The following is an 18,081-nucleotide window of genomic DNA, read 5'->3' as shown; positions in this document are numbered from 1 at the left end:
GCCATGCATCTCCCCGGAACCGCTCAGCGGGGGGAGGGGATATTCGGATGGCCATGCTGAAACGCCAACGGCGCCCGCGTGGGCCGCGAGCCATGCCCGACGAGAAGGGACGGGGGGATCTCGTAGCGGTAGAATCCCATCTCATCCCGCACCTCGGGGATGATCGCCGCCAGTTCGTTCGCATCCAGGCGCAGCCACTTCTGCTGGCGGCCGGGATCGATCATCTCCTTCGCCACGCGAAGGATGTCGTCAGAGCAATGCAGCCCGCAATGTTCATAGATACGGCGCAAGACCAACTCGGGATCCTGTATCAGATCCTCATAGCGAAACGACAGCACGCGGCCTTCGCCCAGCCTGGCGAGATCCTCTCGGGCCATTCGATTGCCGCGCGCCCACTGGCGCGCGATCACTGTCAATTTTTGATGCTCCTGCAAATCCCGATCTATTCCCTTGTAGCGCGGTCCGTAGATCGACGTGTATTTTCTGTGTAATATCCTCTTGGCGACTATCTGCTTTACGACGTCTCCCACGTAGTAATGGACTTGTGTGGCCGGCGTTTCTTTCAATAGTCGCAGAAGACCTTTGAAACTTTTTGCGCGCTGCCACTTAAGTTCCATGGAGCTTATATAGGAAAACGGATTCCTTGTAATATATAGAAATATAGCTTCTGGGAATATCTGGTGGATAAATGGCACGCGCAAGACGTTGGCGGGCGTATTTTCCATGATTTGCCGGTTGCCGTTCCGCAGCTGATAGTCGAGGAACCGGTTGCGAATGTAGCGCACGACCTTCTCGCTGGCATCGGCTTTGACAAATTCGTCATGCCGGCGCGCCGGATCGGCATAGAGCCACAATGTTTTTGGCTCGTACCAGGTGACGACATCCGGGTGCAGCCCGATCAATTTCTGCGTGATGGTGGTGCCCGACCGGTAGTTGCCAATCAGAAAAATCGGAGGTTTCAACTCTGCTGTCGTCATGACAAGCCCCTATCGCTAAAGGTCAACCAGGATGCACGGATGCGCACGACAACGCGCTGCTACTGGTCTCTGAACGCACGCATCATCTGGTCCGTCAAAGGCTTCATCAGGTATGAGAGCACCTTGCGGTCGCCAGTCCGTATGAACGCTTCCACCGGCATGCCGGGCGCCAGCGAGAGCGCTCCAAGCTTCTTCAGCTCGTGGGGGTCGGGGGTGATGCGCACCGTGTAGTAGATTTCGTTGGTATGCTGATCGCGCGTCACGTCTGCCGCGATCATGGAGACCATACCTTCCGTTTCGGGCGTGGTGTGGACGTTGAAAGCCGTGAAGCGAAGAAGCGCGCGCTGACCGATCGAGAGCTGATCGATGTCCTGGGGTGCGGCCTTTACCTCGACCGCGAGAGCATCGGTGTCGGGCACGATCAGCATGATCGGATCCCCCGCGCCAATCACGCCGCCAACGGTATGGACTGCGGATTGATGGACCGTGCCGCTGGCGGGGGCGCGAATATCAATGCGCGACAGCTGGTCCTCGGCGGCGACCTTGCGCTCCTCGAACTCGGCGATCTTGGCCTCGACATCGCGCAGATCGCTCCCGGTCTCGCTGGAAAACTCCTTGTCCAGCTGCAGGATCTGCAGCTCGATTTCGGCGATCGCTCCCTTTGCCTGCGCAATGCTCGACACAAGTTGCGCCCGCTCACCCTCGATGCGCGTTGCCTCACGTTCATATTCGGTCAGCTTCGATTTGAGGGTGAGTTTCATTTCGACAAGACTGCGTATGTCGACGAGCTCGTCGTTGATCAGCTTGATCTCCTTCGTCTTTGCCGATTCCTGCGCCGAATAGCCTTCGATCTGCTTCCCGAACTGCTCGATGCGTTCGCGCAGGCGCGCCTTGTTGCCAGACACCTCGGTTCGACGAAGCTCGAACAGCCGCTGTTCGCTCGCCACCGTGGCAGCTATCTCAGGGTCGTTCATTCTCGCGACAAGCATCGGAGCAAGCGTGATGCGCTCGCTGCCGTCACGCTCGGCCTCGAGCCGGGATTTTCGCGCATAGAGCTCATCCAGGTTCTTCGTCACGTAGGCCAGGCTGGCACGCGGAACGGTGTCGCTGAGCTGGACCAGAACGTCTCCGGCCCTGACGCGGTCGCCGTCGCGCACAAAAATCTTGCCGACCACACCGCCGGTCGGGTGTTGAACCTTCTTTTCGCTGCTGTCGACGACCACCGTGCCGTGCGAAATCACCGCTCCCGAAATATCCACCGTCCCGGCCCAGACTCCCATTCCGCCGACGAGCAATGCGACGATGGTCGTGCCACCCAGGAGATTGCGACGGATCGACCGTCGGTTCAAAAGCGACACGTTCGAAAGGGCAGCTGTCATTTCCCCATTTCCATTCCGGGTCAGCCATCAACGCGGTGTCGGGGTGAGCTTGAAAACCGGCTGCAGGCCTGCGGTCACGGTCTGTGGCGCGGGCAAGAGTGTCGACAGAACGCTTTCCCTGGTGCCGAACATCTGCGTCTGGCCTTCTTTCATCACGAGCAGGAAATCCACTGTGCTGAGAATGTTCGGCCGATGCGCCACAATCGCTAAGATGCCGCCGCGGGCCTTGATTGCGAGGATGGCAGCGGCAAGTGCCATTTCACCTTCGGCATCGAGATTGGAGTTGGGTTCGTCGAGGACCACCAGGAACGGATCGCCATACAGCGCGCGCGCCAGCGCAATGCGCTGACGCTGGCCGGCTGAAAGCGCGGTTCCGCCCTCTCCGATCTGCGTCTCGTAGCCATTGGGGAGACCGATGATGAGCTCGTGGACGCCCGCGGCGCGGGCGGCTGCGACAATGGCCTGCGGGTCCGGCCCGGGATCGAAGCGCGCGATATTGTCGGCAACCGTTCCCGCGAACAGTTCGACGTCTTGCGGAAGGTAGCCTATGTAGCGGCCCAGCCGCTCCGACGACCACTGGTCGAGAGCGGCGCCGTCCAGCTTGATACGGCCCGCCAGCGGTCGCCATGCGCCGACCAGCCCGCGAACCAGACTCGATTTGCCGGAACCGCTTGGTCCTATGATGCCTAGCACCGAGCCGGCATCCAGGCTGAATTCCACACCTTGCACGATGATGCGTTGCGCGCCCGGCGCACCGATCGCGATGCGCTCCACAGTCAACTTCGACCCGGGCACCGGAAGCGCCATCGGTTGAGCGTCCTGCGGCAACCGGGCGAGCAATTTGCTCAGCCTGCTCCAGCTCTGTCGCGCCCCGACGAAGTTGCGCCAATGGGCGATGGCAAGATCGACGGGCGCCAGCGCACGGCCTACAAGGATGGAGCCGGCGATGATGATCCCGGAGGTCGCCTCGCCCTCGATCACAAGCCAGGCGCCCACACCCAGCATCGCCGACTGAAGCATCAGTCGCAACGCACGAGCGAAACTGCCGAAACCGCCAACGATGTCGCTGACACGCTGTTGCAGCGCAAGATGCTCGCGGCTCGCTTCGCGCCAGTGGTCGTGCAGGCGCCTGCCCATGCCCATCGCCTGAAGCACCTCCGCGTTGCGCCGGCTGGCCTCGGCCAAGCTGTTGCGCCTCACGCTGCTTAGAACCGCGGCGCCCATCGGTCTGCGTGTGAGGATCTCCGTGGCGACCGTCAGCGTCACCAGCACCAACGCGCCGCAAGCGGCGGTTGTCCCGAGGGTCGGATGAAGGCTCCAGATGATCGCCAGATAGAAGGGCAGCCAGGGAAGATCGAACAGGGTGCCAGGCCCGGCACTCGACAGAAAAGTACGGATGTTGTCGAGATCGCGTTGCGGCTGCAATCCATCTCCCTGCTGGCCGATGTACAGGGGCAATTTCGAAACGGCGGTGAATACGCGTCCCCCAACCGCTTCGTCCAACTCAGCACCGATCCGGTTCATGATGCGGGCGCGCACGAGGTCGATGACCGCCTGCCCGGCAAACAGAACGCCGGCCAGTATTGCCATGGCGATCAGAGTGGGGACGCTGCGGCTCGGCAGCACCCTGTCGTAGACCTCCAACATGAACATTGCGCCGGTCAGCATGAGGATGTTGCTCACGCCGCTGAAAACTGCAACGCCCGCGAAGGCTGCCTTGCAGGAGCGCAACGCACTGGCCAGTTCGGAGCCGGGCGCCGGTTCCTTGGTCGAGGACGGGGCGCCGGCGTTCGCGAATGCGCCGGGCAAGTCGCTTCTTCGTCTCCGCCTTGCGCTGCGGACGGCTGCCATGAGGAGACCAAGGGCCACGACCGCCACGAAAACCTGGAGGGCGCCCGGACCGGCCAGCAGGGCCTGCAGGTCGTAAAAATAGCGCCAGCCAGCCACGAGGTCCGTCCAGGGTCGCGTCTGCGAAACCCTGGCGAGATCAACAAAGCGTGGCAGAAACTCCGCACCCGCAAGCGCGGCGGCGAGGAGGAGCAGGATTGCAGCGGGAAGTCGGACGATGAGGCGGCGGCGCGGGGCCTTGCTCGACTTCTTGCGGCGCGCAGTTGTGCGGGGGCGCTTTGGCGGCCGCTGCTTCGTCTTGGCATGGAAATTCGCCCGGCGGGGACGCGCTCCAAAGGCCGTCAATGCTGTGCCAAAGATCACGTCAAAATTCCGAAGATATCTGCTGCTCTATTGGCCGACCATGCTGCGCTGGACGGCCGGATTTTGCACTTTGGGAGAGATACCAGAGTCCGGAGCGTAGAACCCCTTGTTGGCCACGACGGAAACCTCGATGACGTCGCCGGCTCTCACTTCCGTGTTTTGATCGGCGACGATGTCGTGGGCGATCTTCTGGTCGCGCCTGAAGATGGAAATCCTCACCGAGCCCTGCAGGTCGTCGAAGGTTCTCTGTTCGCCGTAAGTGAAGATAAAGAGAAGCTTGTCGGCCACGTATCTGATTTGACTTTGGATTTTTCCGAGCTCAACTTGCGCGTCCTGGGTCTGGCCGATCAATTCCATTTCGTGACTTTGGTGCTTCTTTCGCAGCTCGCTTTCAGCGTTCAGCATCGCCTGCTGCGCCTGTTCCTGCTGCAATTCCGTCTGCGCCAGTTCAGCCCGATAGCTGGTATGTGCTCGTTCCGCCGTCAACACATTCGAGTTCGTTATCAAACCCTTTTCCCGCAGAGACCGGGCAGACTGCAGTTCTTGCAGTTGGATGTTCGCGGTCTTTTCACGTTCTTCTCTGGCCGCGGCTAGCATGGCCGCTTCCTTCTTCGCCCGATCCAGCGAGGCCTCCAGGTAGGAAACGTCATCCCGATACGCGGCAAGGCGGGCGTCCAGCTGCTGCTGTTCGGACGCGATGATGCCGTCAATCAATTGCCCGCCAAACTCGACGGGCGAATCGGGAGGAGCGACGAAGGACTTTTCCAGTCGACTTTCCGCCTGAAGCCGGGCAAGACGGACCTTCAGTCGATATTCTTCAAGCGCCAGGTTTGAGCGCGCGCTTCGCAGATCAGCTATTTCCAGGGCCGGCTCCGTGTTGCCCACAGCGCTGGCGCGAAACCCGCCTGCTATGGCGAGTGCATGGCGAACCGTTATTCCGGGTTGAAACGGATAGGATCCAGGGTGGGCCACCGTTCCGGAGATAAAAAATGGCCGGTATTGTCCGATCTCCACTTTCACGAACGGCTGGAGGATCAGCTTCTGCTGCTGAAATGCTTGCTGGATGGCTTGCGAGAGGGCAACGGTGGTCAGGCCGCGCGCTTTGATATCACCCAACATTGGCAGTGAGATCGAGCCCCGATCATCGACCACGACCTCCAGCGGATAGGATTGTTCGCCGATCACGGACACACGCAGGATGTCACCGGTGTCGAAGGTGTATCCATCCGCGCGGGAGGCACTTGCGGTGAGCAGTACAATGGCAACGGCAAGCCCACCGATCATTGCGAGCATGCTGCCGACCGCGGGTTCGAAGTTGGAAATTAGCCGTCGGCACCAGTCCTTCATGCGCAGAGGCTTGGAAGGAAATTGCTGGTCAACACGCATACGCATCGTCGGTACTCCGGTTGTCTAGCCTGCTGCCATCGAGACCCGCCGACATTCGCCGGCGGGCGCGTGACAGGAGGTTCTTCCTATGGTTCGAGAAGTAAGCCTGCATTGCGAACTCCATCGGAGCAGCAAAGGCTGATCAAAATCCGTGCAGCCCGAAGGTTTGCCCGGCGAGGCGGTCGCGAATTCTTGCCTCGTTTGGCCTCGCGGCCGAAGGGGCGGGCTCCAGCACGGATTGATAAATCTGCTCGACGCTTTCGCACATGGCGTCCAGCCCCCAGGACGACAGGTCGGTGCGTTTCGCGCCGTCGGCCAGTTGAGTGCGGTGCTGCTGGTTCTCCAGAAGACCGGCGACAGCCGCCGCCGCGGCGCCCACATCCTCGGCCGGGGTCACAATTCCGTTCACGCCATGGCGGACAACCTCTTCCACGCCGGGCAAATGCGAGACCACGCTGGCTCGACCGCCGGCCAAATACTGCATCATGACGCGAGGCAATCCCTCTCGCATCGAGGTCAGTACGCACACGTCCGCCAGGCTGATCAGTCGTTCGGGCTCGCTATGGTAGCCGATCATGCGAATGTTGTTTGCGAACCGGGATCGTTCAATCGCCGATTCAACGTCCGAACGCGCCGGTCCGTCACCGGCGAGGAGCAGTCGCACGTTTGGAACTCGGTCAACGACTTTGCCGAATGCCTCAATGAACTCGACGTGGCGTTTTCTCGGTTCCAGCGCGGCCAACATCAGAACCACCGGCGGCTTTGGCTCCCCGGCAGCCGTCCCCAGGAGCAGATGCGGATCTTGCGGCCATCGCGCGTTCGCGAAGCGTGCCAGATCGAAGCCGGAATGGACGACATGGTGCTGATCGGGGCTGCCCAGATGATTGGCGATGCAGATGTCGCGCATAGCCTGACTGACATCGATGAAAGCGCGCGTGAACTTCGCGGCCAGGCGTTCGGCGGCCAGGAACACCAGCCTCTGCCCGCGGCCGACATGCACGAAAGGCAAGATGTGGACGCCATGTATGATGCCGGGGATATTGGCTTCCTTGGCGGCGAGGCGGCCGACAATGCCGGCTTTGCTTTGATGGGTGTGCACGATGTCGGGCCGCCAATCACGCATAAGGCGGGTGAGTTGCCTGAAGGCGGAAACGTCGCGGGACGGCGAGATCGGATTGATGAGTTTTTCCAGCGTCACCAGTCGAAGGGCTCCGGCAAGGGATGCCCGTAACCTCGGGTCGTATTCCGCGCCATGAACCAACAGCACTTCATGGCCGTGCCGCGCCTGAGCGAGACAGCAAGCCAACGTGTTCTCCTCGGAGCCGGCTCGAAGCAGTCTGGTGATCACATGGACGATCTTCATTTGCTTGTTCCTCAGGGACATGAAATCCGAAGCGGCGGGAGATCGAGGGGATCGAGCGGGAGTATCGCCGGGCGCCTTCCGCGGCTTTCGGGGCACGGGCCGGGCTCGCCTGTGGTTCGGTGCGATCGCGTAAAAGCTGCACGTCGGGGATGATGCGGGACGGTTGGACCGCCCGATTTGCCTCTCAGAGAGACCGCCAGATATGCCTGAACAACTCTTGGCCGACGGCCTCTATGCCGGCGCTAGCGTCAACGGTCCGGATATCCTTGTCCTTCGCCCGCAGTTCCGCCATCAGCGATAGCCGCGCGTCGAACGCTTCTTTCCTGATGTCCCCGGGCTTTCGCTGTTCGGAGACCGCAAAGTCTGAAACGAGGTGCAAAACGAGGTGTGGGCGGCGTTCCGCCATCTTCTCGTAGAGTCGCTGCTCAAGCCGGGCGAGAACTGACAGGCCTGGGACGGAGAACAGGCGAGCGGGAATGGTCGGCCCGTCCAGATATCCCCTGCCGAGCGCCTGCGGCCACCGGTCGCAAATGACGATCATGCCGCGCGTCGACCATCGATGTGCGCGTTTCACTACAGCGTATCGCTCAAACGCGATCAAAACCGCCCAAAACGCCAACGCGGCAGCGACAAATCCTCCCTTCGACCAAGCCCGGCCGGAGGAATCGTTGCCATCGTTCTGGGCCAGGGACTTGAGGCGCCGTCTATGGGGAGAGACGACGGCCTGCAGTGCCTTGCGAAGCCGCCATCCATTGCCATCGCCAGTTCCGACATAGACTTGGGCACATCCGAATTTCCACCCGAATATCTGCCTCAGCCAGGTAGCCTGAGTGCTCTTGCCCATGCCATCGGGACCTATCAAGGCCACCACGAATCCACCAGCTGCGGGCCGTCTCTTCGGTGGAAAGCGCCCCGGCATCAAGCGGTGGAGGGATCTCAGGGCGAGATAGCAGGTCTTGCGCACCAGATGGACCGCCGCATCGGCGATAGCGGGGCGTCCCGTATAGCCACACATTTCGCGGATCGAACGCCGCAGCCTAGCCAGATCTCCGCGGTGGGCGGTCAAGCCGTCGGCGCTTTGCAGGAACCTGCAGCGCACCGTTCTTGCGCCGTCAAACGTGCAGTCGACGACCTGCAAGCCGTGCTCGTCCGACGTGGACGGCAGGCGCGCAAAGTGCTGCTTCCAACCCTCGTCGAGGGTGATCCATTGCCTCCATGGAAGCGCCGAGGCGCGGAAGGCGAAGCGGGCAATCGCTATTCGAAGCTCGTCTTCGGGAGAGACCACCGGAACCGATACTCCGTCGACGCAAATCGCCTCCCATCGCGTGATCGCCGCATAATCGAAAGCCGGATAGCGCTTGCGAAATTCCCGGCCGACGCGGGCACCGATATGCATGTCGAGATGGAGATAGCGGCCATGCGTGAAGTCAGGCAGGAACCAGTCTTCTCTGCCGGCACAGACATTATCGTAGCAGGAGAGGCTCACGCCGCGCCGGCCGTGCAATTGACAGACGATAGAGCAGAAGAGCGGGTAGTCATGCTTGTCCAAAAGGACATCCAGATCATCCCGGCCGGCAAATCCGTCGTGCACGGACGCGAGATCCTGAATAATTCCGTACCTCACGCCAGCTTCATTGAGTGCTCGAAACAGTTCGCTGGCAATCGGCAGTGCCGGCGCCGTTTCGATCGGCCTGAAAGGAGTGTCTCCGTCAGTTTGATACGGCGCTGCACCTGAGTGGCTGCCCAATGCGCCCGCGCCAACAGTCTTCGCCGACGCTGAAACATTCGCTCCCGGCGCCAACGTTTCCGCCACGATCTCCGCCTTGGCCTCCGTAGCCCAGCGTCGATACTGCTGCGGCTGCAGACGATCCCGAAGGTCTCCGGCCGCGGCCGGAGGGAAGGCTGCCGATTTGGACTTGCGTGGTGTTTGCAAGAGATTTCTCGTGATTGGTCGCGGGCGAGCGTCACCCGCTCGTCGTCGCCGGAAACGTCGTGGAACTGGCGTGCGGTAAGTCCAAGCCCCTCGGTGGGCTGGTGTTCCTGGGATGTCGAACGACCAATCGTCTCAGTGCCGGCCCGCAGGTTCTGACATCACCTTCGCAGGCTACCGCACCGAGGGTGAATTGGGTGCCAACTCATCACTCCCTGCCGAGTATTTCGGCATCTGTGTAACGAAAGCGGTGAGTAAAAACTCACCGGGTAGTTTCAAGACACTATCGACAACTTGTCCCGATCAATAGTGATAGGAGTAGACCGGTTCATGATGTCGAGAAGGATTCTGACCGCTCCGGCGCTTCCGACATGATCAAGAATCCCGAGCTGGTCCGAAAATGGCCCGTCTATGATCCTGATTTTCTGGCCCGGCCTCAACAGGATGTCCGGGTGCAAAATCCCGTCCTCATCGGTTGCCGATATCAAGGATTCAACCACCCCATAAGGCGCCGGTACCGGCATGCCCTTGCTCATGACGAGCTTTCGGACGCCCACGGTCGAGTTGATCGGGTACCAACTCTGCTGATGGACAGCCAGGGAGACGAACAGATAGCAGTCGAAATACGCGCTGGAGACGGTCCTGACCCTGCGGGCGTGCCGGACGGTTCGCCTGCGCTTGGGCAGATAGGTCCGGAAGTTCTGCGATAGCAGGTGCCGCTCGGCAAGGCTCTCGGAATGCTGGTGCGTCTGGACCACGCACCAGCGCGCAGCTTCGCCGCCGTGACTTTTGTCCGCCGAGTCAGGAAAACCGTTGTTGCAGGAGTTAGTGTGCAGCATGACGCAATACTGTGTCTTTCCCTAATTGAGGTAGTAACTGTCCGAGACACTGCTTTCGAGCGACGTGTAACGGCCGTATCTGGGCAGCTTTGGTTCGTCCACCATCGTCAGGGCAATGCCCGCAAGCTTGGACCGATCGCCAAGATGTCGAATTCCTTCGGCAACGGCTTCGCGCGAGGTTTCCCGCCACCTCACGACGAAGACGACCTTGTCGACATGCCTGGCCAGGATCGAGGCATCGGCCGCGGGTCCGACGGGTGGTGCGTCAATGATCACCGTGTCGAATTTTCCCCGAACTTCTTCAAGCAGCGAGCGCATTCGCGCCGAAGCAAGAAGGGCAGGCGGGTTGCGGGTTCTTGCTCCTGCGGGCAGCATGGATATGCCCGAGCGTTCGTCCAGATGGATCGCGTTTGCGGCCTTCACCGGCAAGGTCAGGAGATCGACCAATCCGACCTTGTCAGCCATGCCGAAGAAGGCCGTGGCGGCCGAGAGGCGCAAGTCCGCGTCGATGACCAGAACCCGTTCGCCGTCGGCAGCCGCCGAGCAAGCCAGGCTCAATGCCAGCGTTGTCTTGCCTTCGCCGGGCATCGCCGATGTCACGAGCACCAGGCGCGGCGAACGGTCCAGTTCCGGCGTGGCCTGGATACCGAGGCGAAGCCGCCGCACCGCTTCGCTGTACCTGGAGAGCGGTTTGCGCTCGAGATAGGCCACAGGCTGAGCATGGACGTCTTTCGACCAGCCTGACATCCTTGGCATCGACGCAAGAACCGGAACGGCCAATTCTTCCTCGATCTGCTTCTTTGCCATGAAGCCGGAAGCGAAGAGTTCACGCAGAACGGCGCCGGCGCCCCCGAAGAAGATGCCGAAAACCACACCCAAAGCCGCAAAAAGAGGCCTGTTTGGGAAGCTCGGAGCGCCAGGAACGCTGGCATCGGTGATTACACGCACGCCGCTGTTGAGGAGGGTGGATTTCTCCTCGGTGAGCTTGGCGCGCGACAGGAACGTCTCGAAGAGTTCCTTGTTCGCGGCCGCGATCCTCTCCAGATCGCGTAACTGGACGCCAACCTGACCTTCGATTTCGGAGCGGTTGGATACCGAGTCCAGGGCGCGAGCCAGAGAAGCCTCCCGAGCTTCGGCCGCGTCGACCTCGTTCTTCAGATTGCCGATCAGGCGCTGGACTTCGGCGGCGATCTGTCCCTCGATGTCGCGGCGCTCGGCCTGAGCGGACAAGACCTCGGGATGCCGCTCGCCATACTTCAATTTGAGGTCGGCTTCCCGCCGGGTCACTCCGGAGAGCTGAGCCCTGAGCGCGTTAATCACCACCGACTGCAGCACGTCCGGAATCGACTGGATGTCGCCTCCGGCAGCCTGTACCTTGCTAACTTGCTGATATTGCGAACGTTTCTCGGACAACTCGGCGCGAGCATTGATTAGGGCGACGTTCAACTCGGACAGTTGCTGGTCAGTCAAGCTGCCCGCCTGCGTCGCTACTAGATTGTGATCGATCCGAAACTTCTGGACAGCTTGCTCCGAGCGGCTGAGCTCCGCTCGCAGATAGGCGGCCCGATCGCTGAGCCACGAGGAGGCCTTCTGGACCCCTTCGTAACGGGACCTTATTCGATCTGCCACATAGGCCTGGGCAATCGCGTTCGCGAGCGATGCCGCTTTTTCCGGATCGTAAGCGCCTACATCAAGCTCAATGACGTTGCCAAGCCCGACGCGCGAAACTCCCAGCGCGTTCTGGAGCCATATCAATGCTCCCGGTCCTATCTTGGGGTCTTCCGCCAGCTTTTGGCTGTCGACGACCTGCTGAAGAAGTGACGCAGACCTCAAGACAGCGATCTGACTTTCAATGAATGTTGGATTGTCAGAAAAATCGGAATTGGAGTAATCCTGTGGAGTCATATAGTCGATCGGAGCGTCGAGCAATATCTGAGAGACGCCGGTGTATGTTGTCGGAAGAGTATATGCGGCAGCCATAAACAGTGTGAAAGTGATGACGGCAATTCCGCACACCAGCTTCCACCGACGAAGAAAGAAATCGAAGACTTCCCTGACGTCGAGGGGCAGGAATTCCCGAATCATCCTCGGATTATCAGTTGGACTGGCCATTTCCCGAATCCTCACGATCGACAGCACAACTCCCAGCCCTTCAGCGTCGGCTGAATGGCGTTCATTTCAAAATGGGTCGGGCAGCTAGCCGTTATGCGCTCTCAAACGCATGAATCGTAAGGGTTGGTGTCCCGCCGACATGTCCAAATCGCTCTTCTGCGCCCACTCACCGATCGCGTCACCGGTAAGGCAGAAACATATCAGCTTCGCGGACATCGCCGCCATTACCATTATTGAGTAGTAACTCGGCTAAAGGTCGATCTGGTCTACCCCGTATGCCTCTCCGAGCTTTAAGAAGTCGCCGAGACACCTTCCTCTCGCCCTTCAGGGAGGTCCACTACAACGCTACGATCGTCAAGGATGCTCCTGACGATGAGAGAAGCGGCCGGCCTCGGCAGTTCTGAGGTTGACATGGACACTTATAGCGAAGTCGTTCCGAGTTTTGCAGGTTGGGTGCTCGACGGTCCCGGGGTCATTCTTCTGCTGGCGGCAACCCTGCCGCTGATGCTTCTTCTTAAGGGCCGGCAGCTGGGCTACGGGACCCTTGCCGTCATTATCGGCACTGTCATGTTGCTTTTGTTGGGTATCGAGAATTGGGCGGGAGCGGTCGCCGCTCTTCTCGCCTATTGCGTCCTCGTTTCATTGGCCTTGCTTTCCACCTGGAGGCGTATGAAGCAAATCGAGGACCGCCTCGCATTGGTCGCGTCGGCAATAGACGGCCTGGAAGTCGCCGAGGAGCGGCGACAGACCTACAGCGTCAGGCGTTCGCGCCGGAAGCCGGAAGCCGGAGCAATGGTGCAAACCGTCGCGGTCGGCGCGACGGACAATCCAGAGAACGAGACGCGATATATCCCAGGGCCGCCTTGGCAAGAGCTGCAAGCGCCCGGTCCGCGACCCGAATCCGCGGCTCCGGCGTCAACGCAATCGGCAGGGCGCGATTTTGCCTCATCGACGGGTGGGAGCCCCTGACAAAAGGTTCGAAGACAAGGATCGGGTGTTCCGGCGGCAGGTTCTCGGGCAGCTGTCCGGACCGACAGCGCGGTTCAACTTTTCGCTGCATCCGCAGCGTCGCGCGTAATGACGAGACTCTGCCGGCCTCCCGCCGGGGGTTTGCGATGGTCCAGACGATACTGTCGGGCGCAGTATGCGGGATCGGTGCGGTGGGGCCTGCATTTCGACGGCATGCGGGCACGCCGCGGCATGCTGCTTGGCATCGGTGCGGCACGAGCTGTTGTTCCGAAGTCATCGTGCGCTGCAAGCCAAAGCTGTGCTGCCTGAGCGACTTTAATATACCAAGGGTGTAGGGTTGTACCAAAAGGTGGTAGACTGCGCTGCAATTCGGATGAGGTGACAGATGGAACTTTTTGCCTAGTCGATAGTTGCAGCTTCAGGTTGACCCGGGGGGGTGGATCATGGGCTTGGGCGATTCGGGGAAATGAACTTATCGAAGCAGGTTGGATTGGTGAAAGGACCCACGCTTGCTGACGCAAGCTGGGAAAGGGGAATCTCTGTACTGCCAGGAGCCGTGCGCCGCACCTATGCGGCCAACGCGACTATTGCAGGCGAATACCACACCAAATCCTCTATTCTGATTATGATCGCCGGCTGGGCGGCATTTGCGAAGACATTGCCAAATGGCTCACGTCTCATCGTCGATTTTGCGCTTCCTCGCGAAATTGCGGTGATCGAGTTCGCCGGAAAAGCGGGCGATACGGTGACGGCCCTCTCGGACGTTATCGCGATCGAGCTGGCCGGCCCCGTCCGTACATGTTCTGCGCGTTACCCGCAGTCCATCTGCGAAGCAATCCTGCGGGCTGAGGCGGATCGATATTCAAGGGTTGCGGAACACCTGGCAAGCGTCAGCAGAAGGGGTGCCGTTGAGCGTACGGCCCATTTCCTTCTCGAACTGGCCTGCCGCTCACATCGATCGGCAACGAGCTATCCGGCCCGCTTTGAATGCCCGCTGACCCAGGGCGAACTGGCCGATGCATTGGGACTTTCGGCTGTGCATGTGAGTCGCGTGTTGAAAACGTTGCGACAGACCGCCCTGGCCTCATTCCGTTACGGGGTCATCGAGTTGCACGATCTTCCGGGACTGATCAAAACAGCCGGATTTGATCGGTCCTACATTTCAAGCTGATGCAAGGCGCTCAGGCCTGGCACGGGCAGTTCAGAGCGCGGAAGTGCTGAACTGCCCAAACCGTTAGGGCCAAATCGTCTCCTTCCGGCAGCCTATTCTTCCAGCGCAAGCCCCAATTCGGCGCGCCGTCGCAGCCAAAGACTTGCGCGGTAGCGAGGATCCCGGGTGCGGTCATGGATCGTATCCAGGATGCGCAGAATGCGGGCAGGGCCGAGCTTGTTGCCCCACTCCAGAGGTCCGTGGGGATAGCCGAGCCCCAGCCGTACGGCGGCGTCCACATCCGCCGCCGATGCAATCTTTTGCTCGACGATCTCGCTGCCGATATTGACGATCATCGCGACCACGCGCTGGCAGACCGCGCCGCAACTATCGCTCACCAGGGTCGCCTTGCGGCCGGCGCTTTTGGCAAGCGCGAGGGCGGCGCTCCTAGCCGTATCGGATGTCGCCGCCGACGCGACGAGCGTGACGTGACGGTCCATGCCGAAATAGGGATCGAACCCGACGCATAGTGAAGATGAGAGGCCAAGACGCATCGCGGCGCCGGCGACATCGTGCCCCTCCAACCCTACGAGGATGAGGCCGTCCCGCCCTAGCGCCTGATCCTGGAGACCGCAAACAGTGGCGCCGGCCGACGCGACCAGTTTTTGCATTTCGCCGGTGTCATTGTCGGCCAGAACGGTGACGCGATCCGGAATCCCGGCGGTCTCCGCCGGCTGTGTCGATGCGGGCGGAACGGCTTGCCGGCTGCCGTCGTAGGCATAGAAGCCGCGTCCGGTCTTGCGCCCGAGCAGGCCCGCAGCCACACGCTGCGCCGCGATGACGGAAGGGCGGTAACGCGGATCCTGATAGAACTGGTTGTAGACACTCTCCATCACTGGGTGGGAGACATCGAGCCCGGTGAGGTCCATCAATTCGAAGGGGCCCATCCTGAAGCCGGCGGCGTCGCGCAGGATCGCATCGATCTCGGCGATCGAGGCCACGCCCTCCCGCAGCATGGCCAGGGCCTCGGTGCCGAAGGCGCGGCCGGCGTGATTGACGATAAAGCCGGGCGTGTCGCTGGCGACGACGGGCCGGTGGCCGAAGCGGGCCGCAAGCTCGACCAGCGTGTGCTCCACCTCAGGCGCCGTGTGAGCTCCTGAGACGACCTCGACCAGTTTCATCACGGGCACGGGATTGAAGAAATGGTAGCCGGCAATCCGCTCAGGTCGCTTGGCCGCGGAAGCGATCGCCGTGACGGACAGCGAAGAGGTGTTGGTCGCGATGATGGCGTCCGGCCTGACGATTGTCTCCAGCGCCTCGATGAGCTGACGTTTGGGCTCGAGACGTTCGACAATAGCTTCCACCACCAGATCGGCGCCTGCCAGTCGCCCAAGTGTTTCGGCAGGTTCGATATGGGCGAGCAGCTTCTCGACTACCTCCGAGCTGACTTTGCCGGCGGCTGCCCTGGCGCGCTGACGCGACGCGATTTGCTCGATGGCCGCCGCCGCCTTTCCGGGGGCATCATCGACCATCATCACATCGATGCCTGCCGCCGCCAGGACCTCCGCTATGCCGGAACCCATCACCCCGGCGCCTACGACACCGGCTTTCCCGATCCGACTGGTGGGCTCCCCTCCCGCGCCTGCCAAGTCAGCGCCCCTTGAACGAGGGTCCGCGCTTCTCAAGGAAGGCGGCAATGCCCTCCTGTTTGTCCGCGGTATCGAAAAGCAGCTGGAAGGCTTTGCGTTCCAGCCTCAAGGCGGTTTCCAACGGAGCGTCTTCGCCGTTGACGACCGCCTCCTTGATCTGCTCGACGGCCAGCGGCGGAAGACGGCCGATCCTCTCAGCGATTTGCAGCGCATGCTGCAAGGCCTGGCCCTCATCCGTCAGGGTGCTGACCAAGCCGGCACGCTCGGCATCCTCGGCCGAAAACATGTCGCCGGTGAGAAGGAGCATCAGCGTCTTGTATTTGCCGATTGCCCTGAGCAGGCGCTGGGTGCCGCCGGCGCCCGGCATCAAGCCGAGCTTGACTTCAGGCTGACCAAAAGTGGCTGTCCGTGCGGCGATGATGATGTCGGCGTGCATGGCAAGCTCGCACCCGCCGCCCAGCGCGAAGCCTTCGACCGCGGCAATGACCGGCTTCGGGCACCTGGCGATCGCGTCCCAGTAGCGGTGGGTGCGCTGCAGAAGCATGTCGGCCGAGCCGAGCTTTTCGAACGCTTTTATGTCGGCTCCTGCAGCGAAGTTGCCGCCGCGCCCAGCAATGACGATCGAGCGGATTTCCGTGTCCTCGGAAAAGCTTGCCACGGCGGCGGCCAGCTTCTCCCGCACTTCGAGGTTGAGCGCGTTGCGCACTTGGGGACGATTGATTTCGACCAGCCCCACCTTCTCGACAGGGCGGCTCTCGACGACAACGAGGGAGTCTTTCGCGGAATTCATTTCGTGCTGCGGAATCTAACAGGGAAACTCAATTTCATACCCGAACTATGGTCAGCAGCCGCGAAGCCCGCAAGGACATTGTTTGCTGTGGCCGGTGCGATCGGGGCGGTCCGCAGGCCGGAGCCGGCTTCTCAGCGTCATGCTTTCGCTCGAGCTCCGATGTCCCTTAGCGATGCTCCAGCAAGATGCGCGTCACATGCTCGGCGATGGCCAGGCTCGAGGTCAGCCCGGGGCTTTCGATGCCAAATAGATTGACCAGGCCCGCGATGCCATGCGTCCCGGTATCCTGGATGACGAAATCGCTGTTGGCTTCGCCGGGACCCGAAAGCTTTGGCCTGATACCGCTATACGCCGGCTGCAGGCTGCCGTCGGCCAGTTCCGGCCAGTATTTGCGGATTTCAGCATAGAAGCGGGTGCCGCGTGCGGGGTCGACGCGGTAATCGAGCGCATCGGTCCATTCGACGTCAGGCCCAAAGCGCGCCGTGCCACCGAGGTCGAGCGTCAGATGGACGCCAAGCCCGCCGGGCTCCGGCACGGGATAGATGAGGTGCGAAAAGGGCGCTCGCGTCGCCACTGAAAAATAGTTGCCTTTGGCGTAGCGAAGCCCGGGCAGGAACCGGCGATCGAATCCTGTGATCGAGCCGGCAAGCGCGACAGCGCCGAGCCCCGCCGCGTTCACGAGCCGCGATGTGGCGATCTCGAAATCTTCGCCGCTTCCCGTGCTGGTTGTCTGGAGAACGATGCGGTCGGCTTCGATCCGGCCCGACACGATGCGGGTGTTGAGCGACAGCATCGCACCGCCGCCCTCGGCTTCGCCGAGCAGGGCGAGCATCAGTGCGTGGCTGTCGATGATGCCAGTCGAGGGCGAAAGCAGCGCAGCGGTGCGATGCAGCGCCGGCTCAAGCTTGTGAGCCTCGGCGGCGGAGAGGAAACGCAGGTCATCGACACCGCAGGCCGCGGCATTGGCTCGAATTTTGGCAAGCACCGGCTCCTGCGCATCATCGGTCGCGACGATCAGCTTGCCGCAACGCCGGTGCGGGATCGAGCGCTCGGCGCAGTAGCGATAGAGCATCTCGCGTCCGGCCACGCAGAGCCGCGCCTTGAGCGAGCCTTGCGGATAATAGATGCCGGCATGGATGACTTCCGAATTGCGCGAGCTCGTCTCGGTGCCGATGGCATCCGCCGCTTCGACGATCAGCGTGTCGAAACCTTGCGCGGCAAGGCCGCGCGCGATTGCGAGGCCGACCACGCCGGCACCGGCAATCACGCAGTCAACCCGTTCCATGCCCAGTCCATTCGGTTGCGCGAGCGGCGCCTCACAGCCCT

General features: G+C 61.4%; 13 protein-coding genes. 2 read left to right on the top strand and 11 right to left on the bottom strand.

Features of this window, described 5'->3' with window-relative positions; genetic code table 11:
* Positions 1–23: 23 nt before the first annotated feature.
* The 8 genes from EOA79_RS00250 to EOA79_RS00215 all read right to left on the bottom strand — a co-directional run bounded on the left by EOA79_RS00250 (position 24) and on the right by EOA79_RS00215 (position 12,197).
* The gene (locus EOA79_RS00250; protein ID WP_082954065.1) at positions 24–977 is read right to left on the bottom strand and encodes a sulfotransferase; all 954 of its coding nucleotides are present in this window, start codon (positions 975–977) and stop codon (positions 24–26) included.
* Between the two features lie 59 nt (positions 978–1,036).
* Complete coding sequence (locus EOA79_RS00245) at positions 1,037–2,356, bottom strand: HlyD family type I secretion periplasmic adaptor subunit (RefSeq protein WP_095825011.1); 1,320 nt, start codon at positions 2,354–2,356, stop codon at positions 1,037–1,039.
* A 27-nt stretch (positions 2,357–2,383) separates the two neighbouring features.
* Positions 2,384–4,207, bottom strand: a complete 1,824-nt coding sequence (locus EOA79_RS00240; RefSeq protein WP_095825039.1) for a type I secretion system permease/ATPase — start codon at positions 4,205–4,207, stop codon at positions 2,384–2,386.
* A gap of 387 nt (positions 4,208–4,594) precedes the next feature.
* Positions 4,595–5,959: a polysaccharide biosynthesis/export family protein gene (locus EOA79_RS00235; protein WP_245299543.1), complete on the bottom strand. Its 1,365-nt coding sequence runs from the start codon at positions 5,957–5,959 to the stop codon at positions 4,595–4,597.
* 136 nt (positions 5,960–6,095) lie between these two features.
* Positions 6,096–7,316, bottom strand: coding sequence for a glycosyltransferase (locus EOA79_RS00230; RefSeq protein WP_095825010.1), 1,221 nt, complete (start codon positions 7,314–7,316; stop codon positions 6,096–6,098).
* Between the two features lie 184 nt (positions 7,317–7,500).
* On the bottom strand, positions 7,501–9,249 hold the full coding sequence (locus tag EOA79_RS00225) for a hypothetical protein (protein ID WP_245322401.1): 1,749 nt from the start codon (positions 9,247–9,249) through the stop codon (positions 7,501–7,503).
* A gap of 272 nt (positions 9,250–9,521) precedes the next feature.
* Complete coding sequence (locus EOA79_RS00220) at positions 9,522–10,085, bottom strand: transcription termination/antitermination NusG family protein (RefSeq protein ID WP_095825009.1); 564 nt, start codon at positions 10,083–10,085, stop codon at positions 9,522–9,524.
* A gap of 21 nt (positions 10,086–10,106) precedes the next feature.
* Complete coding sequence (locus EOA79_RS00215) at positions 10,107–12,197, bottom strand: polysaccharide biosynthesis tyrosine autokinase (RefSeq protein WP_095802268.1); 2,091 nt, start codon at positions 12,195–12,197, stop codon at positions 10,107–10,109.
* Between the two features lie 411 nt (positions 12,198–12,608).
* On the opposite strand from EOA79_RS00215, the gene EOA79_RS00210 reads away from it, so the two are divergent.
* Together EOA79_RS00210 and EOA79_RS00205 are read left to right on the top strand one after the other, a co-directional pair.
* On the top strand, positions 12,609–13,166 hold the full coding sequence (locus EOA79_RS00210; protein ID WP_127245866.1) for a hypothetical protein: 558 nt from the start codon (positions 12,609–12,611) through the stop codon (positions 13,164–13,166).
* Positions 13,167–13,722: 556 nt separating this feature from the next.
* Entirely contained in the window at positions 13,723–14,337 is a 615-nt protein-coding gene (locus tag EOA79_RS00205; protein WP_164748134.1) for a Crp/Fnr family transcriptional regulator, read from the top strand.
* A 92-nt stretch (positions 14,338–14,429) separates the two neighbouring features.
* On the opposite strand, the gene EOA79_RS00200 is transcribed toward EOA79_RS00205, so the two are convergent.
* The 3 genes from EOA79_RS00200 to EOA79_RS00190 form a co-directional block, all read right to left on the bottom strand.
* A complete protein-coding gene (locus EOA79_RS00200) occupies positions 14,430–15,965 on the bottom strand; it encodes a 3-hydroxyacyl-CoA dehydrogenase (protein ID WP_280950701.1) in 1,536 nt (511 codons plus the stop codon).
* Between the two features lies 1 nt (position 15,966).
* Positions 15,967–16,755 carry an enoyl-CoA hydratase-related protein gene (locus EOA79_RS00195; RefSeq protein ID WP_095825005.1) on the bottom strand — a complete coding sequence of 263 codons (789 nt, stop codon included), beginning with the start codon at positions 16,753–16,755 and terminating at the stop codon, positions 15,967–15,969.
* Positions 16,756–16,921: 166 nt separating this feature from the next.
* The gene (locus tag EOA79_RS00190; RefSeq protein ID WP_128292671.1) at positions 16,922–18,040 is read right to left on the bottom strand and encodes an NAD(P)/FAD-dependent oxidoreductase; all 1,119 of its coding nucleotides are present in this window, start codon (positions 18,038–18,040) and stop codon (positions 16,922–16,924) included.
* Between the last annotated feature and the right edge of the window lie 41 nt (positions 18,041–18,081).

Origin of the sequence: Mesorhizobium sp. M1A.F.Ca.IN.020.03.2.1, from assembly GCF_004023205.1 — a bacterium.
Classification (GTDB): Bacteria; Pseudomonadota; Alphaproteobacteria; order Rhizobiales; family Rhizobiaceae; genus Mesorhizobium.
The sequence above is the reverse complement of the archived record's forward strand: the minus strand, read 5'-3'. Positions and strand labels throughout refer to the sequence as shown.